Below are 21,833 nucleotides of genomic sequence, written 5' to 3'. Positions count from 1 at the left end.
GGTCGGTTCACCTCCGGGTCGCCGCGCGGCGGACCCACAGATTGATGAGCGTGGCGCCGAGCAGCATCACGCCGAGGAAGGCCTTGAACCAGTCGGGGTTCCAGCCCGCGTACACGATGCCCTGGTTGACCATGCCGAACATGAAGGCGCCGAAGACCGGTCCGATCGCGGAGCCGTAGCCACCGGTCAGCAGACAGCCGCCGATCACCGCCGCGGCGATGTAGATCAGCTCCTGGCCGACGCCCTCGCCGGACTGCACGGTGTTGAAGGAGAACAGCTGGTGCATGCCGATGAACCAGGCGCCGAAGCCGACCAGCATGAAGAGCGTGATCTTGGTGAAGGTGACCGGTACGCCGACCGCGCGGGCGCTGTCCTGGTTGCCGCCGACGGCGAAGATCCAGTTGCCGTACTTGGTGCGGAGCAGGACCCAGGTGGCGATGGCCGCGAAGACCAGCCACCACACGACGGTGATCTTCACCTGGACGCCGCCGACGTCGAAGGAGGAGGCGAAGACCTTCTTGGCCTGGTCGAAGCCGTCCATGGTGCTGATGTCGTCGGTCGCGACGTTCCCGGTGATCAGCTTGGTCACCGCGAGGTTGACGCCTTGCAGGATCAGGAACGTGCCGAGCGTGACCAGGAAGCTCGGTAGCCCGGTGCGGACCATCATCCAGCCGTTGAACGCGCCGACCGCCAGCGAGACGAGGAGCGCGACGATCACACCCACCCAGACGTTCATGGTCAGTTGGTAGCTGATCATGCTCGCGGTGAGCGCCGAGGTGATCACGGCGACACCGGCCGACAGGTCGAACTCGCCGCCGATCATCAGCAGGGCCACGGGCAGTGCCATGATCCCGATCGTCGACGACTGGTAGAGGACGGTCGCCATCGAGCTGCCGGAGCGCACCGACGGCGCCGCGATCAGGAAGAAGACGAACACCGCCACGGCGCCGAGGAAGACGCCGACCTCGGGCCGGGCGAGCAGCCGCAGCGTCAGGGAGCGCTGCGCGGTCCGCCCGTCGGTCTCCTTGGGGCCGGGGGCCGGCGGTGTGGTCACCGCCGGCTCAGCCTGCTGGGCCATGCTCATCACCGGGTGCCCTTCGCGGCGAACTGGGAGACGGCGTCGACGTTGGACTTGTCGACGAACGCCGGGCCGGTCAGGATCGGCTGCTCACCGCCGCCGCTGTAGTTGCCGTTCGTCTTGTAGAGCCACAGCGAGTCGACGGCCAAGTAGCCCTGGAGATAGGGCTGCTGGTCGACCGCGAACTGGATCGTGCCCTTGCTGATGGCGCCGGTCAGGTCCTTGTTGAGGTCGAACGTGGCGATCTTCGCCTTGCTGCCGGCGTCGCCCACCGACTGCACCGCGGTCAGGGCGTACGGGGCGCCGAGGGTGACGACGTAGTCGATGGCGCTGTCCTGCTTGAGCTTGGCGGTGATCGTCGACTTCACGGACGGCATGTCGGTGCCGTTGACGTACAGGGTCTCCGTCGTGCCGTTGAAGGTCTTCTTCACTCCGTCGCAGCGCTGGGTGAGTCCGATGTTGCCCTGCTCCTGGATCACACAGACGGCCTTCTTCGCGCCTTCCGAGTTCAGCCTCTTGCCCAGCGCCTCACCCGCCACCGTCTCGTCCTGGCCGAAGAACTCCATCAGACCCAGCTTCTGCCAGTCGCTGACGCCCGAGTTGAGACCGACCACGGGGATCTTGGCCGACGTCGCCTTGCTCACGACGTCCTTCATGGCGTCCGGCTTGGCCAGGGTGATCGCGATGCCGTCGACCTTCTGGTCGATGGCGTTCTGGACCAGGTTGGCCTGGTTGCCCGCGTTCGGGTCGGCGGAGTAGACCAGCTTCACGTTGTCCTTGGCGGCCGCCGCCTCGGCGCCCTTGCGGACGATGTCCCAGAACGTGTCGCCGGGTGCCTGGTGGGTCACCAGCGCGACCGTCATACGGGGAGTGTCGGCCTTGCCGGCCGACACCGCCGCCCCGCTCTCCTCGGCCTTCTTTCCGCCGGAACTGCTGGAGCAGCCGGCTATGAGCAGCACGGATGCCGCCGCGGTCGCGACGAGTGGGGCGATTCTGCGGGTACGGGGGTGAAACGTGCGGTCCATCTTTCCAGCACCTCACTGTGCGACAGGGGAAAGGGAACGGGACGGCGCCGGGGCGCTGGGCCCGTGCGGGGCCCGGACAGGACGTCCGGGTCGATGCGGGTGACGCGGCTGCTTCGTTGGGACGGGATACAAGTCCCTGACGCACCCCCCTGTCAATACTTTGTTAAGACATCATTTCCTGAGCAGGTCCGAATGTCAGTACAAAGTCTTGACAGGGGAGGGCCGTGGGTCCTACACCTAAGAGGCACCGGGCGCCCCGTTGCCCGCATCCCACGCATCAGGAGCGTCACGCATGCCTGAGTCCGCTGAATCCTTCGACGGCGAGTCCCTGGACGTCATCACCATGGGACGCATCGGCGTCGATCTGTATCCCCTGCAGACGGGTGTGCCGCTCGCGCAGGTCGAGTCCTTCGGGAAGTTCCTCGGCGGCTCGGCGGCCAACGTCGCGGTGGCCGCCGCACGCCTGGGCCGGGCCACCGCGGTGATCACCCGCACCGGGCAGGACCCCTTCGGCACCTATCTCCACCAGGCGCTCAAGGAGTTCGGCGTCGACGACCGCTGGGTCACACCCGTCGACGCCCACCCCACGCCGATCACGTTCTGCGAGATCTTCCCGCCCGACGACTTCCCGCTCTACTTCTACCGGCGGCCCAAGGCACCCGACCTGGAGATCCGGACCGACGAGCTGGACTTCTTCGCGATCCGCGCGGCCCGCATCTTCTGGATCACCGGCACCGGTCTGAGCGAGGAGCCCAGCCGCTCCGCCACGCTCGCCGCGCTGAAGACGCGCGCCAAGTCCGGCACCACCGTCTTCGACCTCGACTGGCGGCCCATGTTCTGGTCCGACCCGGACGAGGCACGCCCGTACTACGCCGAGGCGCTGCGGCACTCCACCGTCGCCGTCGGCAACCTCGACGAGTGCGAGATCGCCACCGGCGTACGCGAACCCCGCGCCTGCGCCGAAGCCCTGCTGGCGGCCGGTGTGGAACTCGCCGTCGTCAAGCAGGGCCCCAAGGGGGTCCTGGCCGTCCACCGCGACGGCACCGTCGCCGAGGTCCCGCCGGTCCCGGTGGAGGTCGTCAACGGCCTCGGCGCCGGAGACGCCTTCGGCGGCTCGCTCTGCCACGGTCTGCTGTCCGGCTGGGAGCTGGAGAAGACCATCCGGTACGCCAACGCGGCCGGCGCGCTCGTCGCCTCCCGTCTCGCCTGCTCCTCCGCGATGCCCACCGAGTCCGAGGTCGAGAACCTCCTCGCGCGCGGCTGACCGACGCCACCCCCTGAACGGAGCCTGTCTTGAGCATCAGCATCCCCGACCTCGCCACGGTGCGCGCCCGGCATCCGGAGGCCATCGCCGAAGCGGCCGCCCGCCGGGTCCGCCGCCCGCTGATCGGCGACAGCGGCCGCCTGATGATCGTGGCCGCGGACCACCCCGCGCGCGGCGCGCTCGGCGTCGGCGGGCACCGCCTGGCCATGGCCAACCGCGCCGACCTCCTCGAACGACTCTGCGTCGCGCTGTCCCGGCCCGGGGTGGACGGGGTGCTCGCCACCGCCGACATCCTGGAGGACCTGCTGCTCCTGGGCGTCCTGGAGAACAAGGTCGTGATGGGCTCCATGAACCGCGGCGGCCTGTCCGGCGCGTCCTTCGAGATGGACGACCGCTTCACCGGCCACCGCGCCGAGGACATCGAGCGGCTGCGCTTCGACGCCGGAAAGCTGCTGGTGCGCATCGACTACGACGACCCGGGCTCCCTGGAGACCCTGCAGACGACCGCGCGCGCCATCGACGACATGGCGGCCCGCCGGCTGCCGCTGTTCGTCGAGCCGTTCATATCCCGCCGGGTGGACGGCAAGGTCCGCAACGACCTGAGCGCCGAGGCCGTCACCCGGTCCATCGCCATCGCCTCCGGCCTCGGTGGCACCTCGGCCTACACCTGGCTCAAGCTCCCGGTCACCGACGACCCCGACGACATGGCCGGGGTGCTGGAGGCCTCCACGCTGCCCGCCGTACTGCTCGGCGGCGAGGTCGGCGGCGACCAGGAGGGCGCGTACGAGAGGTGGCGCAAGGCCCTGCGGCTGCCCACCGTCCAGGGCATGGTCGTGGGCCGCTCGCTGCTCTACCCCGCCGAGGGCAGCGTGGAGACCGCGGTGGACACCGCGGTCGGCCTGCTCTGACTCCCACCTGCCCGCGCCGAGTCGCCGCCTCCCGACGGCCCGCTCTGATTCCCGTAGAGGAGCCCCTCCCGATGACCACCACGCACCATCTGCCCGCGGGCAAGGCCGCCGCCGACGTCTACGCCGTGGACGTCACTCCCGAGTCGGCCGGCTGGGGCCACTCCAGCCTGCGGGTGCTCGAACTGCCCGCCGGCGGCTGGCACGCCTTCGACACCGGCGACAGCGAGTGGATCGTGCTCCCCCTCTCGGGTGGCTGCACCGTCGCGGTCGGCGGCGACACGTTTCGGCTCGCCGGGCGCGAGAGCGTCTTCAGCGGGGTGAGCGACTTCGCGTACGTGCCCCGCGACGCCCAGGTCTCGATCGCCTCGCGCGAGGGCGGCCGGTTCGCGCTCACCGGCGCCCGCTGCACCCGCCGGCTGCCCGCCCGCTACGGGCCCGCCTCCTCCGTCCCCGTCGAACTGCGCGGCACCGGCAACTGCTCCCGCCAGGTCAACAACTTCGGCGCCGCAGGGGTCTTCGAGTGCGACAAGCTGATCGCCGTCGAGGTGATCACCCCCGGTGGCAACTGGTCCTCCTTCCCGCCGCACAAGCACGACGAGCACCGGCCGGGCGAGGAGTCCGAACTCGAGGAGATCTACTACTTCGAGTTCGCCCCCCACGAGGGCACACCCGGCCTCGGCTACCAGCGCGTCTCGCCCTCGGGCCACGGCGCCCAGACCGATGTGCTGGCCGAGGTGCGCGACGGCGACGTCGTCCTCATCCCCGACGGCTGGCACGGGCCGTCCATGGCCGTGCCCGGCCACGACATGTACTACCTCAACGTCATGGCGGGCCCCGGCACCGACCGCGCCTGGCTGATCTGCGACCACCCCGACCACGCCTGGATCCGTGACACCTGGCCGGAGCGGCCGGTCGACCCCCGCCTGCCCCTCTACACCGCCCCCGAGAGGTCCTGATGAGCACCACCACCCGTCGCCTGACGACAGCCCAGGCGCTGGTGCGCTTCCTGTCCGCGCAGTACAGCGAGCGCGACGGCGTACGCCACCGGCTGATCGCCGGCACCTGGGGCATCTTCGGCCACGGCAATGTGGCGGGCATCGGCCAGGCGCTCCTGGAGGCCGGCGAGGACAATATGCCCTTCCACCAGGGCCGCAACGAGCAGTCCATGGTGCACGCGGCGGTCGGCTACGCCCGCCAGCGGAGCCGCCTCTCCGCGCAGGCCGTGACCACGTCCATCGGTCCCGGCGCCACCAACCTCGTCACCGGCGCCGCCCTCGCGACGATCAACCGCCTGCCCGTACTGCTGCTGCCCGGCGACTACTTCGCGACGCGCCCCGCCGACCCGCTGCTCCAGCAGCTGGAACACCCCGTCGAGGCCGATGTCTCCGTCAACGACACACTGCGCCCGGTCTCCCGTTACTTCGACCGGATCACCCGCCCGGAGATGCTGATCCCGGCCGCGCTGAACGCGATGCGGGTGCTGGCCGACCCGGCCGACACCGGTGCCGTCACCCTCGCCCTGCCGCAGGACGTGCAGGCGGAGGCGTACGACTGGCCGCAGGAGTTCTTCGCCGAGCGCGTCTGGCGCGTACGCAGGCCCGCCCCCGATCCTTCGGAACTCGCCGAAGCCGTACGGGCGATCCGCGCCGCCGAGCGCCCCCTGATCGTGGCCGGTGGGGGAGTGCACCACAGCGAGGCCGAGGCAGCGCTCAAGGCCCTGGCCGACGCCACCGGCATCCCGGTCGCCTCCACCCAGGCGGGCAAGGGTTCACTGCGCCACGACCACCCCGCCGACCTCGGCGGCATCGGCCACACCGGCACCGCGGTCAGCGACGACATCGCCCGCACCGCCGACCTGATCATCGGCGTCGGCACCCGCTACACCGACTTCACCACCGCCTCGAACACGCTGTTCCAGCAGCCGGGCGTGCGGTTCGTCAACCTCAACATCACCGCCTTCGACGCCCACAAGCTCGCCGCCCGGCCGCTGGTCGCGGACGCGCGGACGGGGCTCGACGCGCTGACGGAGGGGCTGTCCGGCCACCGGGTCGACGCGGCGTACGAGGCCGAGTACCGCGCGGGCAAGGCGCGTTGGGAGGAGGTCGTCGAGGCCGCCTACCGGGCGGAGGACTCCGCCGTGCCCACCCAGACGCAGGTCCTCGGCGCCCTGGACGCCGTCGTCGGCGACGACGACGTGGTCATCAACGCGGCCGGCTCGCTCCCCGGCGACCTGCACAAGCTGTGGCGGGCGCGCGGCCCGCGCCAGTACCACCTGGAATACGGCTACTCCTGCATGGGCTACGAGATCCCGGCCGGCATCGGCGTCCAGCAGGCCGCCCCCGGCACGCCCGTCTGGTCGCTGGTCGGCGACGGCACCTATCTGATGATGCCCACCGAGATCGTCACCGCCGTCCAGGAGGGCCTGCCCGTCAACCTGGTCCTGATCCAGAACCACGGCTACGCCTCCATCGGCGGCCTCTCCGAGGAGGTCGGAGGCGAGCGCTTCGGCACCGCCTACCGCTACCGCGCCGCCGACGGCACGTTCTCCGGAGCCCCGCTCCCGGTGGACCTCGCCGCCAACGCGGCCAGCCTCGGCATGGACGTCATCCGCGCCAAGACCGTACGGGAACTGCGTGACGCCCTGGCCGCGGCACGCGCCTCGGACCGGCCGACCTGCGTGTACGTCGAGACCGATCCGACGCCCACCGCTCCGCCCGCCGAGGCCTGGTGGGACGTGCCCGTCGCCGAAGTCGCCTCCCGCGACGCCGCGTCGACCGCCCGTGAACGGTACGACGGCCACGTCGCCGACCGCCGCCGCCACCTCTGATCCCGACCTCTTCGCCTGCCCCGCCACCGAAAGGCCCCCGCACCATGAAGACCATCACCCACTGGATCGGCGGCAAGCCCGTCGAGTCCGCCTCCGGACGCTTCGGCCCCGTCTACAACCCGGCCACCGGCGCCCAGGAGAAGCAGGTCGGCTTCGCCTCGGTCGACGAGGTGGACGCCGCCGTCGCCAACGCCAAGGCGGCGTACGAGAGCTGGGGCAGCGCCTCGCTCGCCAAGCGCACGGCGATCCTCTTCAAGTACCGCGAACTGCTCGACGCGCACCGCGACGAGATCGCCGAGCTGATCACCGCCGAGCACGGCAAGGTGCACTCGGACGCGCTCGGCGAGGTCGCCCGCGGCATGGAGATCGTCGAGCTGGCCTGCGGTATCGCCGAGAAGCTCAAGGGCGAGCTGTCCACGCAGGTCTCGACCCGGGTCGACGTCGCCTCGATCCGGCAGCCGCTGGGTGTCGTCGCGGGCATCACGCCGTTCAACTTCCCGGCCATGGTGCCGATGTGGATGTTCCCGCTCGCCATCGCCTGCGGCAACGCCTTCGTGCTCAAGCCGAGCGAGAAGGACCCGTCGGCCTCCTTCCGGCTCGCCGAGCTGGCCTCCGAGGCCGGGCTGCCGGACGGTGTGCTGAACATCGTGCAGGGCGACAAGGTCGCGGTGGACCGCCTCCTGGAGCACCCGGACGTCGTCGCGGTCTCCTTCGTCGGCTCCACGCCCATCGCCAAGTACATCCAGCTCAAGGGCGTCGAGCACGACAAGCGCGTACAGGCGCTGGGCGGTGCCAAGAACCACATGCTCGTGCTGCCCGACGCCGACCTGGACTTCGCCGCCGACCAGGCGATCAACGCCGCCTACGGCTCGGCCGGCGAGCGCTGCATGGCGGTCTCGGTCGTGGTCGCGGTCGGCGACACCGGCGACGAACTGGTCGGCAAGATCGCCGAGCGGGCGAAGGCCCTGCGCATCGGCCCCGGCAACGACCAGGCCTCCGAGATGGGCCCGCTGATCACGCGCGAGCACCGCGACAAGGTGGCGTCGTACGTCGCCGGCGCGGCGGCCCAGGGCGCCGAGGTCGTCGTCGACGGCACCGGTTACTCCGTCGACGGACACCCCGAGTGCGCGGACGGCTTCTTCCTCGGTGTCTCGCTGCTCGACAAGGTCCCGGTGACCGCGGACGCGTACAAGGACGAGATCTTCGGCCCGGTGCTGTGCGTGGTGCGCGCCGACACCTACGACGACGCCATCAAGCTCATCAACGCCTCCCGCTGGGGCAACGGCACCGCGATCTTCACCCGGGACGGCGGCGCCGCCCGCCGCTTCCAGCTGGAGGTCCAGGCGGGCATGGTCGGCATCAACGTGCCGATCCCGGTGCCGGTCGGCTACCACTCCTTCGGCGGCTGGAAGGACTCCCTCTTCGGCGACCTGCACATCTACGGCAACGACGGCATCGCCTTCTACACCCAGGGCAAGGTGATCACCACGCGGTGGCCCGACCCGGCCGACGCGGGCATCAACCTCGGCTTCCCCAGCCACTCCTGACTCGCAGTGGCGGCCGGTGCGGGAGCAGATCTCCTCGACTCCCGCACCGGCCGTCCTCAGGACCGACCGTCAGGACGATGCGATGGCAAGGGTTCCCGTCCGCCGGACCGCCCGGACCCCACGAGCAGCGGCCGCGATGCCCGTGGGCCTGGACTTCGCGCTGGACCGCAACAGCCCCGTACCGCTCTACTACCAGCTCGCGCAACAGCTGGAGTCCGCGATCGAGCGCGGTGTGCTGAGCCCGGGCAGCCTGCTGGGCAACGAGGTCGAGCTCGCGAGCCGCCTCGGCCTGTCCCGCCCCACCGTCCGCCAGGGCATCCAGACCCTGGTCGACAAGGGGTTCCTGGTCCGCCGCCGGGGCGTGGGCACCCAGGTGGTGCACAGCCAGGTCAAACGCCCACTGGAGCTCAGCAGCCTCTACGACGACCTGGAGAACGCCGGACAGCGGCCCACGACGCAGGTGCTGCACAACGCGGTCGAGCCCGCGTCCGCCGAGGTCGCGGCGGCCCTGGGCATCGCGGAGGGCGGCGCGGTACACCGCGTGGAGCGGCTGCGCCTCACCCACGACCGGCCCGTGGCGGCCCTGTGCAACTACATCCCGGAAGGGCTGCTGGACATCGACACCGCCCGGCTGGAGTCGACCGGCCTGTACCGCATGATGCGTGCCGTCGGTATCACCCTGCACAGCGCCCGCCAGTCCGTGGGCGCCCGCTCCGCCTCGCCGGAGGAGGCCGAGCGGCTGGACGAACCGGCGGGCACCGCCCTGCTCACCATGCAGCGCACGGCCTACGACGACACCGGCCGCGCGGTCGAGTACGGCACCCACATCTACCGCTCCTCGATGTACGCCTTCGAGTTCCAGTTGCTGCTCCGTACCTGACCGCGCCGCGACCGACGGGCGCCCGCCCCTCACTCCCCGGTGTCGCGGCGGGCCCGGTCGCGGCGGCGCAGCAGGAGGAAGCCGCCCGCGAGGGCGGCGACGCCGGTGGCGGCGGTCCAGGCCGGCAGGTCGGAGGAACCGGTGGCGGCCAGGTCGCCGCCCCGCCCGCCGAGGGGGCTCGCGGAGGAGGAGGGCGTGACGGACGCGCCGCCGGACGGTGACGCGCCGGACGCGTGGCTGGAGGGCGACGTGCCGGACCCACCGGCAGGGGGCGTCGGCGACGCCGTCGTCTCGGCGGCGGTGGCCCGGGGCCGGGTGAACGCCAGCGTGCCGAAGCCCAGTTGGTCGTAGCCGCCGCTGTTGGGGCCGTAGTCCCCACCGCCGCCCTCGGGCGCGAACCGGGCCGCGATCTTCGTGAGGTGCGGCGCGTCCAGCCCCCGGCGCTTGGTGTAGTGGTTGGCGATCATGGCCCAGATCGGCCGGGCCATGGCCGGGTCGACGGCCGCCGCCGCGGACGCGGTCTCCGAGCCCGACCAGATGCCGGGTGCGCCCTTCTTCCGGGTGTACGAGGTGTAGGGCACGTCTCCGCCCAGGCTCCACTTGGCGACGTACTGGGCACCCTTGAGGAAGCGGCTGTCGTCGTAGCCGTACAGGTCGATGCCCTGGTTCCAGGCCATCTCGCAGATGGTGCCCATCAGGCCGACGCCCAGCAGGGCATGACCCTGGTCGCGGCCCGCCTCGACCCATTCGGCGAGGCCGTCGGCGTACACGACCGGGATCGCGTTCTTGACGGAGCCCATGCCCGCGCCGTGCTTGAAGTACTCGACGGCGCGGTCGACCTTCGCGTGGTCGTCGCACAGGATGCCGATGGCCAGGACGGAGGCGATGTTCGTCAGGTCCCAGTTGGCCCAGTAGTTGGTGACGTAGGAGCCGTTGTGGTGCGCGAGGAAGTCCTCGCTCAGCGGGTGGAAGACGTCGAGCATCATCTTCTGGAACCGGGCCAGTTCGAAGCCGTCGTGGCCGCGGACGAGCTCGGCGGCGTTGGCGAACTGGTAGCCGTACAGACCCGAGGCGAGGAACCGGTCGGCGCTGCCGTCCAGCCTGGTCAGCCTGGCCGACCAGGCGTTGAGGATGTCACGGGCGGCGTCTGCGTGCGCGATGTCGCCCGTGACGTGCCAGCGCAGGGCGTTCTGGTAGGCGGCGTGGATGTCGTTGTAGAGCGTGGCGTAGTTCTCCGGCGTGCCCGAGCCCCGGTAGACGGTCGCCTGGGGATTGGCCGTCCAGGTGCTCTGGGCGTGCCGGTTGGCCGTCAGCCTGGCGAAGCCGGCCGTGCAGGGCTCCGCGCCGGCCTTCACCTGGGTCGCCATGCGATGCAGATCGGCCCGGGTGTGCAGCATCCCGGGGTGCGCGAAGCCGCCGTCCGCCGCCGTTGCCGGGGCCGCCGCGAGGGCGGTGCCGGCCACGGTGGCGCCCGCGGCGGCCCCGGCGATCTTCAGCATGTTCCGGCGACTGATCTGTGCTGTCACTGACGTGGTTCCTTAGCGCTCGGTGCCCGGGGATGCCTGCACACAGGAGACGCTGTGGAACGCGGCCGATAACAGAAAGTCGATCAGAGGCCTTCCTTTCATGGACGCGATGACGGATCCGGCCTCGCGACCGTCCCGTCATGCCAGAGGCACCCACGTGCCCCGCTCGGCGGAGCGGGACATCGCGTCCAGCGCGGCCGCGCTGTGCACCGCGTCGGCCAGCGTCGCGCCGTACGGGGTGTTCTCGGCGATCGACCGCAGGAAGTGGTGGGCCTCGATGACCTTGAGATCGTCGTAGCCCATGCTGTTGGCGGAACCAGGCTGGAAGGCCGCGTACTCGCCGTCCCCGGGGCCGACGTACACCGTGCTGACGGGCTGGTCCTGGTACGACGTACCCCTGCTGACGCCCAGTTCGCCCATGCGCCGGAAGTCCCAGAAGACCGCGCCCTTGGTGCCGTGCACCTCGAAGCCGTAGTTGTTCTGCTCGCCGACCGAGACCCGGCAGGCCTCCAGCACGCCCCGCGCACCGGAGGCGAAGCGCAGCAGACAGTTGACGTAGTCCTCGTTCTCCACCGGGCCGAGTTCGCCGCCCGTCGCGCGGGTGTGACCGGCGGTGGCGCCGGTCGGGCGGGCCCGGCGAGGCAGGAAGATCGCGGTGTCGGCGGTCAGTGCCTCGATCTCGCCGAGCAGGAAGCGCGCCAGGTCGACGCCGTGCGAGGCCAGGTCGCCGAGGACGCCGCTGCCGCCGCGCTCCCGCTCGTAGCGCCAGGTCAGAGCGCCCTCGGGATGGGCCGCGTAGTCGCTGAACAGTCGGATGCGGACATGGGTGACGGTGCCGATCTCGCCCGAGGCGATCAGTTCGCGGGCGGCGGCGACGGCGGGCGCGCCCCGGTAGTTGAAGCCGACCGTGCCCTGGACCCCGGCCTTGGTGACCGCGTCCGACACGGCCCGGGCGTCCTCGGCGGTCAGTCCCACCGGCTTCTCGATCCAGATGTGCTTGCCCGCCTCGGCCATGGCGAGGCCGATCTCGCGGTGCAGGAAGTTCGGCGCGGCGATGCTCACCGCCTGGACCCGGGGATCGGCGGCCACCTCGCGCCAGTCGCGGTGGGCGGCGGCGAAGCCGTACTGGGCCGCGGCCTCCTCCGCCCGGCCCGGCACCTCGTCGGCGACGGCGACCAGTTCGGGCCGCACGGACAGCCCGGGGAAGTGGTGGGGCACGCGGGCGTACGCCTGGGTGTGCACCCGTCCCATCCAGCCGAACCCCACGACGGCAACGCCGAGCGTACGCACCATGACTGCCCCTCTTTGGACCGGTCCAACGATTTCCCGGCTCACACTGAAGGCCGCTGCGGTGTGTGTCAAGCCCTTTGACAAGCTCGCCCGCCGTATGGAACGGTCCAGGAATGGAGCCACACAGACCATGAGAGCACCGACGATTCGCGACGTCGCCGAGCGAGCCGGAGTGTCGAAGTCGCTGGTCTCCCTCGTGCTGCGCGGCTCCGACCAGGTCCGTGACGAGAAGCGGCAGGCCGTGCTGGCCGCCGTCGAGGAGCTCGGCTACCGGCCCAACGCCGCGGCGCGCAGCCTCAGCGAGCGGCGCACCCGCACGGTCGGGGTGCTCCTCAACGACATGCGCAACCCCTGGTTCGTGGAACTGCTGGACGGTCTCAACTCCCGGCTGCACGACTCGGGCCTGCACATGCTGCTCGCCGACGGCCATCTCAACCGGCGTCTGGGCGAGGACCTCACCCGTACCTTCGTGGACCTGCGTGTCGACGGTCTGATCGCCGTCGGCACCCTGCCGGCCGCCGAGGCGTTGCGGACGGCGGCCGGGCAGATTCCCACCGTGGTCGCGGGCGCCCGGGAGCCCGAGCTGCCTGGTGTCGACGTCGTCGCCAACGATGACGAGCGCGGCGCCCGCCTGGCCACCGAGCATCTCATCGGCCTCGGCCACCGCCGGATCGCGCACATCGCGGGGCGGGGGGTGGTCGGTGAGCTGCGCCGCCGCAGTTTCGAGGCGGTCATGCGCGAGCACGGACTGGCCGCGGAGGCGGTCGTGGAGCAGGGCGACCTGACCGAGGAGGGCGGCTACCGTGCCACGGTCCGGCTGCTCAGCGCCCGCGAACGGCCCACCGCCGTCTTCGCGTTCAACGACATCGCCTGCGTCGGCGCCCTCTCGGCCGCCGAGGAACTCGGCCTCCAGGCGCCGCGCGACCTCTCCCTCGTCGGCTATGACAACACCTACCTCTCCCGGCTGCGGCACCTGTGGCTCACCACCGTGGACAGCGCCGGCCATGACGTCGGCCGCCGTGCCGCGCAGTGTCTGCTCGACCGGATCGCCGACCCCGCCCGCCCGGGCGAGGTCGTCCTCACCGCCCCGGCCCTCGAGGTCCGCGGCACCACGGCACCCCCGCTCGGTCAGGCGGGAGCCGTTGCCGGAGCGACGGCGGTGCGGGCGGTGAGGGACGCCGAGTAGCGGCGCGGCAGGAGTACGGCGGTGGCGGCGAGGCCGGTGAGCGGACCGAGCCAGATGCCGACGGTGTCGAGGCCGAGTGGGTAGGCCCCCGGCCAGGCGGCGGGCAGCCCGACGGCCCAGGAGCCGATCAGCGTGATCCGGAAGCCGCTCTTGGTGTCGTCGAGGCCGCGCGGCAGTCCGACACCGATGTTCTGCGCTCAGTCGAAGAACTGCAGGAACGCGGTGACCATGAGCAGGTGTGTGGCGATGTCGAGTGCCCGGTCGGAGCCTGAGTCCAGGAACGGGGCCGGCACCAGACCCGGCAGCGTGACGTAGACGACGCCCACGACCGTCATCACGGCCGCCGCGCAGGCCGGCGCGGTGTTCTTGATACGCCGGGCGTCGTCGACGCGCCCGAGGGCGAGTTCGCGGCTGACGTATGGACGAGCCGACTGCCGGACTCGACTCCGCCCTGCGCGACGACATCGCCGAGCTGCTGCGCGACCTCGCCACCAGACGCGGCCTCGCCGTGGTGATGGCCTGCCACGACCCCGAACTCGTCGCGGCCTGCGCCGACCAGGTCGTCCATCTGTCGACTCCCGCGCAGCCCCGGGCACCCCGGGCGAGGACAGAGCCACCCCCCGTCGAACGGTCGCCTGTCCTCAGCGAGGGCATCACGGCGCGAGGGATCAGCGTCGCCTTCCGGCACCGGGGACAGGTCCAACACGCCCTGGACGCCGCGGACTTCACGGCCGTGCCGGGCGGCGCCACCGGCATCGTCGGGCCGTCCGGTTCCGGCAGGACCACGCTGCTGCGCGTGCTGGCGGGCCTGCAACCGGCCCGACGCGGGCCACGTCACCCTGGACGGGCAGCCGGTCGGGGCCACGGCACGCCGTCGCAGCCGTACGCACCATCGACGCATCCAACTCGTTCCGCAGAACCCGCTGGGTACGCTCAGCCCCTCCCACACCGTCGGTGCCGCGCCGGCCCGCCCGCTGCGACTGCACCGCGCCCTGGCCAAGAGCCGGTGTCCGACCGGGTGGCGGAACTCCTCGAACAGGTCGAGCTGCCCGCCGACTTCGCCCGCCGCCATCCCGCGGAGCTGTCGGGAGGCCGGCGGCAGCGCATCTCCATCGCCCGCGCGCCGGCCGCAGAGCCCGACTTCCTGCTCTGCGACGAGATCACTTCCGCCCTCGACCCGGACACGGCCACCGCCGTCATGGAACTCCTTCGGCGTCTGCGCGCCGAAGGGAACCTGGCTGTCGCGCTGGTCAGCAACGAACCGCACCTGGTGGCGGCCTGCACGGACACCGTGCACCTGCTGGAGTCGGGTCGCCTGGTCCGGCACGGTCCCACCGCCGAGTTGCTGTCCGTCCGACTCGGCGGACTCCCCGGCGAGGAGTCCGCCGAGTGCCGGTCACCACGATCTGCCGCCGCGGCCCTGGCCCCGTGAAGGTCAGGGCAGCTGCTTCAGCAGTTCGGCGGCGAGGGGGGCGGAGGACGCCGGGTTCTGGCCGGTGACCAGGTTGCGGTCGACGACCACCTTGGGGGCCCACGGCTCGCCCTCCTGGAAGTCGACGCCCGCCTCGACGAGCCGGTCCTGGAGCAGCCACTTCGCCCGGCCGGCGAGACCGGCCTGCGTCTCCTCGGCGTTGGTGAACCCGGAGACCCGGTAGCCCGTGAAGGCGTTGGTGCCGTCCTCCTTCACCGCGGCGAGCAGCGCGGCCGGGCCGTGGCACACCACACCGAGCGGCTTGCCCGACTCCAGCGCGAGGGTGAGCAGCCGGCCGGAGTCCGCGTCGACCGCCAGGTCCTCCATCGGACCGTGGCCGCCGGGGTAGAAGACGGCCGCGTAGTCGGCGAGGTCGACCTCCGCCAGCTTGACCGGCCGCTGGAGCGCGGTCATCGACGCGAGGGTGTGCGCGATGCGGTCGGCGGCCTCCTGGCCGCCGTTGACCTCGGGAGCCAGGCTCCCCTTGTCCACGGTCGGCACGACGCCGCCCGGCGTGGCGACGACGACCTCGTGGCCCGCGGCCTCGAACGCCTCGTACGGGGCGACGGCCTCCTCGGCCCAGAAGCCGCTCGGGTGGCGGGTGCCGTCGGCGAGCGTCCAGTGGTCGGCGCCGGTGATCACGAAGAGAATCTTCGACATGGTGCGTTTCTCCGAGGGTGCGGGGGGCGTTGCCGGTTGTTCCTGTCGTACGCCCCGACGCTCTTGACCCAGATCGTCGGGGCGGTGATGTCCTCGACCGTATGCGGCTCTGGCATAGGTGACCAATAGGGAGTGCGGCCGGATCCATTGGAAAGCCAATGCCTGGACGCCGGACGCCACCCCCACTACTCTGTTCGTAACCTAATCAATTAGTTGAGTGTGAGAGGCGGGGCTCGGATGCACCCCTTCCGGAAGGCCGTAGAGGCGGGCGACCTCACCGCGATCGAGGAGATGCTGGCCGACGACGTGGTGTTCACCAGCCCCGTCGCCTTCAAGCCGTACCCGGGGAAGGCCATCACCGCGGCCATCCTGCGCGGCGTCACCCGTGTCTTCACCGACTTCCGCTACGTACGCGAGATCGCCGGTGCCGACGGCCGCGACCACGCGCTCGTCTTCACCGCGAAGGTGGGCGACAAGGAGCTCAACGGCTGCGACTTCCTGCACTTCGACGAGGACGGCAGGATCGACGACCTGATGGTGATGGTCCGCCCGCTCTCGGCGGCCCATGCGCTCTCCGAGGCGATGGGTGCCCAGTTCGAGCGGATCTCTCGCGAAGCGGCGGAGTCGATGGAGGGCTAGGAACCGTTCGTTCACTGTCCAGCAGCCCGGAGAGCGGCGCAGGGGCCCTGAGGTGCGGGGTTTGGCGGGCCTTCCCGCGGCTACCCGCTCGCGGTGACAGCAATGACATCCCAGCAAGAACTCATCCGATTCCTGGAGGACCGCTTCGAGTGCGCGCAGGCCTGCGCCGAGGCCGCCCGTGCCTGTGCGCTGCGGGCGAGCGTGGTGGATCCCGACGGGCCGAGGGAGCAGGAACTCGTACGGCGCAAAGGCCTTCTGTGCGTGGAGGTGTGCGACGCGACCTGTCGTGTGCTGGCGGAGGAGGCCCGCCGGGACACGGCCGGCATCCGCGTCCAGGTCGAGTGGTGCCGTACCGTCTGCCGCGAGTGCGCGGACGTCTTCGACGAGCACCCGGGTGGGCAGGACAGCGCCAAGTCCTGCCGGGAGTGCGCCCAGGCCTGCACGGACTTCCTCGCCACACTGAGCCGCGCCTGAATCCCCGGAACTCGACCGGGAGTTCGGTCACGACCTCGTTGACGGATCGGCGCCGCGGTACGGACGATGGCTCGCATGCGATTTCTGCGGCGCGTTCGGGACGATCTCTCCTCCGGCGAGAACCTGGAAATCTACGTCACGGCGCTGCTCTCGCTGACCCTGGCGGCACTCGGTGCACTCGATCTGGCCGGCGGCAAGGTACTGGCCGCAGCCACCCTTGCGACCCTCGCCCTGCTGGCCGGAGGACTGTTGGGCAGCCGTCGGCAGGTCGCCGAGCTGGCGGCGGAGGTGCGGGCCCGCTCCGCCGGCGACATTTCGGCGGAGGACTTCTTCAGCGGCGACAAGCCGGAGCTCGTCCAACAGGTACGTGGGGCGCAGGACATCAGCATCGTCGGAGTGACCCTCGCCCGCACCCTCCGCAACTCGATCGACGAGCTGGAACGTCGAGCCGTAGCCGGATCCGCGATCAGGATCGCGCTCATCGACCCCGCCGGTACGGCGCCCGCCGAGGCCGCGCGCCGCAGCACCGTCCCCCACCGGCCCGAGGTGTACCAGAACCGACTGCGCACCTCGATCGACCTCCTGCGGGAGCTGCTCGAGAATCCAGGGGTGAGGGACAGGGTCGAGGTGAGGTTCCTGCCGTTCGTGCCGGCCTTCGGGCTGGTGCTGCTGGACCCGCGGCGGCCGGGCGGCATCATCCATGTGGACATCTACTCCCACAGCTCGGGCAGTGGCGACGCCGTGTTCACTCTGCGCCCCGACCGCGACAGGCACTGGTACCAGCACTTCCAGGCCGAGTTCGACCGTGTCTGGGAGCACGGCCGCCCGGCCGACGCCTCGGACGGGTTCCCCGGATGAGGGCTCGCCGGGAGGGTCGCGGTCGGGGCGCCGGTGTCTTCGGCATTCACAATTTCTGAAACACGTTCTACGGTGTGCGCCGTCAGGTCCGGCCTTGGGAGCCAGGAGGCGCCGTGCATCTCGAATACACGCCAGAGCAGCAGCGGCTGCGGACCGAACTGCGCGGTTACTTCGCCGAGTTGGTGCCCGACCACGCCTATGCCCGATACGACGACCCGGCCGCCCAGAAACGGTTCTACCGCGAGACGATCCGGCGGCTCGGCAGGGACGGCTGGCTCGGGGTGGGCTGGCCCACGGAGTACGGCGGGCGCGGGCTGACCCCGATGGAGCAGTTCATCTTCTTCGACGAGGCCGCCCAGGCAGGCGTACCGCTGCCCCTGATGGCGCTGAACACCGTCGGCCCGACGATCATGCGGTTCGGCACCGCGGAGCAGAAGGAGTACTTCCTGCCCAGGATCCTCTCCGGCGAGATCGACTTCGCGATCGGCTACAGCGAGCCCGACGCGGGGACGGACCTGGCGGCGCTCAAGACCAGGGCCGTACGGGACGGCGACGAGGCCACCGGCCACTACACCGTCAACGGGCAGAAGATCTGGACGACCAACGGCGACACCGCCGACTGGGTCTGGCTCGCCGTGCGCACCGACCCGGAGGCCCCACCCCACAAGGGCATCACCATGCTCCTGGTGCCGACCTCGGACCCCGGCTACTCCTGCACCCTCATCAACACCCTCGCCTCGCACGACACCACCGCCAGCTACTACGAGAACATCCGCGTCCCCGTCTCGCGCCGGGTCGGCGAGGAGAACAAGGGCTGGCGGCTGATCACCAACCAGCTCAACCACGAACGCGTCACCCTCGCCGCACACGGCACCATGGCGATCCGCGCCCTGCACGACGTCCAGCGCTGGGCCATGGACACCAAGCTCGCCGACGGCCGCCGCGTCGCCGACCTCCCCTGGGTGCGCCGCCGCCTCGCCCAGACCCACACCAGGCTCGACGCGATGAAACTCCTCAACTGGCAGATGGTGAACGCCGTCCAGGAGGGCACCCTCACCCCGCAAGACGCCTCCGCGGTCAAGGTGTACGGCTCCGAGGCCCGCCGGGACGCGTACGCCTGGCTCATGGAGATCGTCGCCGCGCCCGGCGCCCTCAAGGAGGGCTCCACGGGCGCCGTCCTGCACGGCGAGCTGGAACGCGGCTACCGCTCGGCGGTGATCTTCACCTTCGGCGGCGGGAACAACGAGATCCAGCGCGAGATCATCTCGTGGATCGGACTGGGGATGCCGCGGGTCCGGCGTTAGTCCGGTGTGACCACCGACGCTAGTTGTCACATGCCGTGGATAGTTGGCACCAAGATCGCGGCCGTTCTCAGAGGTGATGAGATTGGCAGCGAGAGATGGCACTTTTCAGCAGGTTCTGACACCACGCGACGTGCGCCAGCTCGGTAAGGGCGGCGTCACGGCCGTCGCTCGGCTCGGGAGAGGTTGCTGCGGCGATCAGCTCGGCGGCGGACAGTCCGGTGGTGGGAATGCCCTGCCGCACCATCTTCTGATGGGGGTGTCCATGGCGGCGGCCGGGAGGTCGACCCCACCGACTGAAGCGGTAAGCAGCGCGCTGCGGATCTCGCCACGCGTCTCGGCGTGCTTGGCCCTAGGCCATTGCCGGTATCGCCAGGAGAGCCAGCGAAGCTCTTGCCAAGACATGCGAACGCAATAGCTTCCCCGGCACCACGCGCGTACTGATGGGTGACGGCACGACCAAGCCGATCGAGGACGTTCGGATCGGTGATGTGGCTCTAGCCACTGACCCTGAAACGGGTCGTACCGAAGGCCACACCGTCACCCGCACCATCTATACGCCGGACGACACCGACTTCGCCGACATCACGATAAACATCGGCAAAGCACAGATCACCGCCACACAGCACCACCCCTTCTGGTCACCCAGCGCCCACCGATGGATCGACGCCGGCGATCTCAAACCCGGCCAGACCCTGCGCACCAACAACGGCGAGACCGTCACCGTGGTCCGCGTCCATCACTTTCACCGCCTCCACTCCGCCTACAACCTCACGATCGACAACCTCCACACGTACTATGTGGTCGCGGGCGACACGCCCGTGCTGGTCCATAACACGAACTGTACCGATGTGGCACTCGGTGCGCAGGATATGGGGACTGTCGAGTGGGCCCTTGACAATGGTTTCACCCACTACATGGGCAAGCTCCCAGACGGGGGAACTTGGCAAGAGTCGGTCATGGCGGCTATCGACAACCCCAATATTCACATTCACGTCAATACCAAGGGATTCGCTGGCGGCTTTACCGGTTCCGCACTGAGAGGGATGTCGACGGGATCGAAAGCGACCGAGCAGGAGATGGCATGGCTTGCAAAGTCGGTGGTCTCAGGGAAACGGTCATGGAAGTCGATAACCCTCTACGATGCAAACGGAGACGTGCTGCCGTTGGACGAGCCAGCCTGGTCGACAGACCCCGCCCTTTCCAAGATGTGGCTACTGTGGGGTCCCTGATGAATCGTAACCAACAGCGTGGAGAGGCCTGAGAGCCGTGGATATGTCGATGGCTAGCTTCGCTGAAGCTCCAGACGCAAAGTACTACCCAGAGCTAGTGGCGTATGGTGGTCTGTCTCAGGCGCTTCGGCGCCTTGAGGAAGACCGTGGTCTCGACCTTGGAGACGTACGACCTGCCTCGGATCGAGGGCTCAGCGTGTATCGCACTGCCGAGGCTGCTTCGAGTCGTGGACTCATCAGAATTAGCACGGTCCTGAACCGGAGAGCCTTTTCAATCTCCATGGACAGTGCCGAGGGTGATTTCGTCTGGGCAAATGGGAGCACTACCGCTCTGGGAGACGTTGCAGAAGTTATCGACGCATGGCGGAGCGGTGTACTTCTTGCGCCTCTGCGTGAGCGCTTTCCATTCATCGAGTTTTCCAAAATGGCTGAAGGTTACGAGTGCGGCGAACCTGCGGAAACCGCTTGGGGTATCCTTTTGGCGGATGATAACCGCATCTCTCATCGTGAGATGCTGGCCGCGCTGCGGTCAAACTCTCGCTTGAGTGGCATGTTTCCGTTCTTCTCTCACGACGTCTTGCGGTTGGCAATCGATCCCTTTAAGAGGGATGCTGGTGAGATATGCATCGAACCGCAGGGTAACGGTCGCTTTTCTGTGCAATCATCGTCTGATGGTGAGATTCTGGCTGATGTCGAATTGGCTGATCTTGCCGACACGGCTTCATCATTTTTCGATTCCCGTGGTGAGCTGCGATCGTAAACCTGCACAGCGCAATTGGTCGCTCGGGAAACAGTACGGTTGTGGCTGTGCAGTCGCGTTGCCGTCAGAGGGTCCTGATATATAGAGGTCGCTTGTAGGTCTCCTGCCACACTCCTCGGCTGGGGAAGCGGTGCTGTCGTTGGTCGGGCAGGCTGTGCCCGTCGAAGGGTTCTCGCCGGGGGCAATGCGCGGGTTTGAGGGTGAGGTCGACCGCAGGATCGCCGAAGGGCCCAGCGCGACTATCACTTGGGTGCTTGACAGCAACTGAGTGAGGGTCGTCAGCGAGGCGTCCTCCCGTGCAACGCACGGGAGGACGCCTCGCTGTGAGGGTTAAGGGTCGGTCACTGCCCGGCCGCGCGCCGTCGTCGGTCTCGGTCTGCCGCACCAGCCGCGCAGGGCCTCGGGGTGGATGTCGAACTGGTCGGCGATGTGACACCACGAAGGGCCCGGAGGTCGTTTACTACGTGGGCAAGGAAGTGCTGGTGGTGAAGACGCCATACAACATCCACGCCTTCCAGTACTCCGCCGATCAGTGGGCGCAAGGTGTCCATGACGGCCGGTACGTCTTGATAGACCGCGGAGGCACGCCGTGAGGTCTAGGCCATTCGTACGGCGGGAGGGAACGGGTTACTCCGTCCGGTTCGTCGGCGAGCAGTGCACCGTCGTTAGAGACGCTCTGCTGTGGCTTGCCCATCGACGTGGGGAGGAACCGGCCCTGACTGTGCGAGCAGGTTGCGGCAGGCAGCGGTTGGAGCAGCTCCACGAGCGGCTCGTCACAGGCGGGACCGCGACCTTCTCGCTGGAGGAACTGCACACTCTGCATGCCGTCCTGCTTGAAGGTCCCCTCGTAGCGTGGAGTCCGTGATACCAGGGGAAGTTGAGGTTCATGGGGTCCAAGCAACGCTCG

The 21,833-nt window shown here is 69.7% G+C and carries 21 protein-coding genes; 14 read left to right on the top strand and 7 right to left on the bottom strand.

The genetic code is table 11. From position 1 onward, the window contains the following. Positions 1 to 7 precede the first annotated feature (7 nt). Both ACZ69M_RS05530 and ACZ69M_RS05525 read right to left on the bottom strand, forming a co-directional pair. Entirely contained in the window at positions 8 to 1,084 is a 1,077-nt protein-coding gene (locus ACZ69M_RS05530; RefSeq protein WP_470046868.1) for an ABC transporter permease, read from the bottom strand. Continuing rightward, a complete protein-coding gene (locus tag ACZ69M_RS05525; protein ID WP_470046866.1) occupies positions 1,084 to 2,103 on the bottom strand; it encodes a sugar ABC transporter substrate-binding protein in 1,020 nt (339 codons plus the stop codon). Before ACZ69M_RS05525 ends, ACZ69M_RS05530 begins: the two co-directional genes overlap by 1 nt. A gap of 292 nt (positions 2,104 to 2,395) precedes the next feature. On the opposite strand from ACZ69M_RS05525, the gene iolC reads away from it, so the two are divergent. The 6 genes from iolC (at position 2,396) to ACZ69M_RS05495 (ending at position 9,529) form a co-directional block, all read left to right on the top strand. Then, positions 2,396 to 3,367 carry a 5-dehydro-2-deoxygluconokinase gene (gene iolC, locus ACZ69M_RS05520; RefSeq protein ID WP_470046864.1) on the top strand — a complete coding sequence of 324 codons (972 nt, stop codon included), beginning with the start codon at positions 2,396 to 2,398 and terminating at the stop codon, positions 3,365 to 3,367. A gap of 29 nt (positions 3,368 to 3,396) precedes the next feature. Next, a complete protein-coding gene (locus ACZ69M_RS05515) occupies positions 3,397 to 4,275 on the top strand; it encodes a Cgl0159 family (beta/alpha)8-fold protein (RefSeq protein WP_352051245.1) in 879 nt (292 codons plus the stop codon). 71 nt (positions 4,276 to 4,346) lie between these two features. After that, on the top strand, positions 4,347 to 5,231 hold the full coding sequence (iolB, locus tag ACZ69M_RS05510; RefSeq protein WP_470046862.1) for a 5-deoxy-glucuronate isomerase: 885 nt from the start codon (positions 4,347 to 4,349) through the stop codon (positions 5,229 to 5,231). Beyond that, positions 5,231 to 7,102, top strand: a complete 1,872-nt coding sequence (gene iolD, locus ACZ69M_RS05505; protein WP_470046860.1) for a 3D-(3,5/4)-trihydroxycyclohexane-1,2-dione acylhydrolase (decyclizing) — start codon at positions 5,231 to 5,233, stop codon at positions 7,100 to 7,102. The genes iolB and iolD overlap by 1 nt, the downstream gene beginning before the upstream one ends. A gap of 44 nt (positions 7,103 to 7,146) precedes the next feature. Further along, positions 7,147 to 8,649 (top strand): CoA-acylating methylmalonate-semialdehyde dehydrogenase, encoded by a 1,503-nt coding sequence (locus ACZ69M_RS05500; RefSeq protein WP_470046858.1) that lies wholly within the window; start codon positions 7,147 to 7,149, stop codon positions 8,647 to 8,649. A 136-nt stretch (positions 8,650 to 8,785) separates the two neighbouring features. After that, positions 8,786 to 9,529: a GntR family transcriptional regulator gene (locus ACZ69M_RS05495; protein ID WP_470047533.1), complete on the top strand. Its 744-nt coding sequence runs from the start codon at positions 8,786 to 8,788 to the stop codon at positions 9,527 to 9,529. Positions 9,530 to 9,558: 29 nt separating this feature from the next. Here the strand turns inward: ACZ69M_RS05495 and ACZ69M_RS05490 are convergent, their stop codons facing one another. Then, positions 9,559 to 11,028 (bottom strand): alginate lyase family protein, encoded by a 1,470-nt coding sequence (locus ACZ69M_RS05490; protein WP_470047531.1) that lies wholly within the window; start codon positions 11,026 to 11,028, stop codon positions 9,559 to 9,561. A 165-nt stretch (positions 11,029 to 11,193) separates the two neighbouring features. Next, the gene (locus ACZ69M_RS05485) at positions 11,194 to 12,348 is read right to left on the bottom strand and encodes a Gfo/Idh/MocA family protein (RefSeq protein WP_470046856.1); all 1,155 of its coding nucleotides are present in this window, start codon (positions 12,346 to 12,348) and stop codon (positions 11,194 to 11,196) included. A gap of 127 nt (positions 12,349 to 12,475) precedes the next feature. Between ACZ69M_RS05485 and ACZ69M_RS05480 the strand changes: the two genes are divergently transcribed. Beyond that, positions 12,476 to 13,531: a LacI family DNA-binding transcriptional regulator gene (locus tag ACZ69M_RS05480; protein ID WP_470046854.1), complete on the top strand. Its 1,056-nt coding sequence runs from the start codon at positions 12,476 to 12,478 to the stop codon at positions 13,529 to 13,531. A gap of 197 nt (positions 13,532 to 13,728) precedes the next feature. On the opposite strand, the gene ACZ69M_RS05475 is transcribed toward ACZ69M_RS05480, so the two are convergent. Then, positions 13,729 to 13,866 (bottom strand): hypothetical protein, encoded by a 138-nt coding sequence (locus ACZ69M_RS05475; RefSeq protein WP_470046852.1) that lies wholly within the window; start codon positions 13,864 to 13,866, stop codon positions 13,729 to 13,731. A gap of 83 nt (positions 13,867 to 13,949) precedes the next feature. Between ACZ69M_RS05475 and ACZ69M_RS05470 the strand changes: the two genes are divergently transcribed. Continuing rightward, positions 13,950 to 14,963: an ATP-binding cassette domain-containing protein gene (locus ACZ69M_RS05470; RefSeq protein WP_470046850.1), complete on the top strand. Its 1,014-nt coding sequence runs from the start codon at positions 13,950 to 13,952 to the stop codon at positions 14,961 to 14,963. 3 nt (positions 14,964 to 14,966) lie between these two features. On the opposite strand, the gene ACZ69M_RS05465 is transcribed toward ACZ69M_RS05470, so the two are convergent. Then, positions 14,967 to 15,662: a type 1 glutamine amidotransferase domain-containing protein gene (locus ACZ69M_RS05465; RefSeq protein ID WP_470046848.1), complete on the bottom strand. Its 696-nt coding sequence runs from the start codon at positions 15,660 to 15,662 to the stop codon at positions 14,967 to 14,969. 237 nt (positions 15,663 to 15,899) lie between these two features. Here ACZ69M_RS05465 and ACZ69M_RS05460 point away from each other — a divergent pair, with 237 nt between their 5' ends. The 4 genes from ACZ69M_RS05460 to ACZ69M_RS05445 all read left to right on the top strand — a co-directional run bounded on the left by ACZ69M_RS05460 (position 15,900) and on the right by ACZ69M_RS05445 (position 18,937). Beyond that, a complete protein-coding gene (locus ACZ69M_RS05460) occupies positions 15,900 to 16,301 on the top strand; it encodes a nuclear transport factor 2 family protein (protein ID WP_470046846.1) in 402 nt (133 codons plus the stop codon). A 93-nt stretch (positions 16,302 to 16,394) separates the two neighbouring features. Next, positions 16,395 to 16,775, top strand: a complete 381-nt coding sequence (locus ACZ69M_RS05455) for a four-helix bundle copper-binding protein (RefSeq protein WP_470046844.1) — start codon at positions 16,395 to 16,397, stop codon at positions 16,773 to 16,775. A 75-nt stretch (positions 16,776 to 16,850) separates the two neighbouring features. Continuing rightward, positions 16,851 to 17,633, top strand: a complete 783-nt coding sequence (locus ACZ69M_RS05450) for a hypothetical protein (RefSeq protein WP_470046842.1) — start codon at positions 16,851 to 16,853, stop codon at positions 17,631 to 17,633. Positions 17,634 to 17,746: 113 nt separating this feature from the next. Further along, complete coding sequence (locus ACZ69M_RS05445; protein WP_470046840.1) at positions 17,747 to 18,937, top strand: acyl-CoA dehydrogenase family protein; 1,191 nt, start codon at positions 17,747 to 17,749, stop codon at positions 18,935 to 18,937. Between the two features lie 67 nt (positions 18,938 to 19,004). Here ACZ69M_RS05445 and ACZ69M_RS05440 read toward each other — a convergent pair whose 3' ends face one another. Further along, positions 19,005 to 19,181 carry a hypothetical protein gene (locus tag ACZ69M_RS05440; protein ID WP_470046838.1) on the bottom strand — a complete coding sequence of 59 codons (177 nt, stop codon included), beginning with the start codon at positions 19,179 to 19,181 and terminating at the stop codon, positions 19,005 to 19,007. A 196-nt stretch (positions 19,182 to 19,377) separates the two neighbouring features. On the opposite strand from ACZ69M_RS05440, the gene ACZ69M_RS05435 reads away from it, so the two are divergent. Both ACZ69M_RS05435 and ACZ69M_RS05430 read left to right on the top strand, forming a co-directional pair. Then, a complete protein-coding gene (locus ACZ69M_RS05435) occupies positions 19,378 to 20,166 on the top strand; it encodes a polymorphic toxin-type HINT domain-containing protein (RefSeq protein WP_470046836.1) in 789 nt (262 codons plus the stop codon). Between the two features lie 280 nt (positions 20,167 to 20,446). Further along, positions 20,447 to 20,926 (top strand): hypothetical protein, encoded by a 480-nt coding sequence (locus ACZ69M_RS05430; RefSeq protein ID WP_329524989.1) that lies wholly within the window; start codon positions 20,447 to 20,449, stop codon positions 20,924 to 20,926. The last annotated feature ends 907 nt before the right edge of the window (positions 20,927 to 21,833 follow it).

This window comes from Streptomyces sp. NPDC107454 (genome assembly GCF_055582885.1).
The sequence above is the reverse complement of the archived record's forward strand: the minus strand, read 5'-3'. Positions and strand labels throughout refer to the sequence as shown.

Coding starts and splice junctions, on each gene's coding strand:
- iolB (WP_470046862.1), top strand. CDS start 4,347: ATGACCACCACGCACCATCTGCCCGCGGGCAAGGCCGCCGCCGACGTC.
- ACZ69M_RS05430 (WP_329524989.1), top strand. CDS start 20,447: ATGGACAGTGCCGAGGGTGATTTCGTCTGGGCAAATGGGAGCACTACC.
- ACZ69M_RS05525 (WP_470046866.1), bottom strand. CDS start 2,103: ATGGACCGCACGTTTCACCCCCGTACCCGCAGAATCGCCCCACTCGTC.
- ACZ69M_RS05500 (WP_470046858.1), top strand. CDS start 7,147: ATGAAGACCATCACCCACTGGATCGGCGGCAAGCCCGTCGAGTCCGCC.
- ACZ69M_RS05470 (WP_470046850.1), top strand. CDS start 13,950: ATGGACGAGCCGACTGCCGGACTCGACTCCGCCCTGCGCGACGACATC.
- ACZ69M_RS05475 (WP_470046852.1), bottom strand. CDS start 13,866: ATGACGGTCGTGGGCGTCGTCTACGTCACGCTGCCGGGTCTGGTGCCG.
- iolD (WP_470046860.1), top strand. CDS start 5,231: ATGAGCACCACCACCCGTCGCCTGACGACAGCCCAGGCGCTGGTGCGC.
- ACZ69M_RS05480 (WP_470046854.1), top strand. CDS start 12,476: ATGAGAGCACCGACGATTCGCGACGTCGCCGAGCGAGCCGGAGTGTCG.
- ACZ69M_RS05485 (WP_470046856.1), bottom strand. CDS start 12,348: ATGGTGCGTACGCTCGGCGTTGCCGTCGTGGGGTTCGGCTGGATGGGA.
- ACZ69M_RS05450 (WP_470046842.1), top strand. CDS start 16,851: ATGCGATTTCTGCGGCGCGTTCGGGACGATCTCTCCTCCGGCGAGAAC.
- ACZ69M_RS05495 (WP_470047533.1), top strand. CDS start 8,786: ATGCCCGTGGGCCTGGACTTCGCGCTGGACCGCAACAGCCCCGTACCG.
- ACZ69M_RS05530 (WP_470046868.1), bottom strand. CDS start 1,084: ATGAGCATGGCCCAGCAGGCTGAGCCGGCGGTGACCACACCGCCGGCC.
- ACZ69M_RS05435 (WP_470046836.1), top strand. CDS start 19,378: ATGGGTGACGGCACGACCAAGCCGATCGAGGACGTTCGGATCGGTGAT.
- ACZ69M_RS05460 (WP_470046846.1), top strand. CDS start 15,900: ATGCACCCCTTCCGGAAGGCCGTAGAGGCGGGCGACCTCACCGCGATC.
- iolC (WP_470046864.1), top strand. CDS start 2,396: ATGCCTGAGTCCGCTGAATCCTTCGACGGCGAGTCCCTGGACGTCATC.
- ACZ69M_RS05490 (WP_470047531.1), bottom strand. CDS start 11,028: ATGCTGAAGATCGCCGGGGCCGCCGCGGGCGCCACCGTGGCCGGCACC.
- ACZ69M_RS05465 (WP_470046848.1), bottom strand. CDS start 15,662: ATGTCGAAGATTCTCTTCGTGATCACCGGCGCCGACCACTGGACGCTC.
- ACZ69M_RS05440 (WP_470046838.1), bottom strand. CDS start 19,181: ATGGTGCGGCAGGGCATTCCCACCACCGGACTGTCCGCCGCCGAGCTG.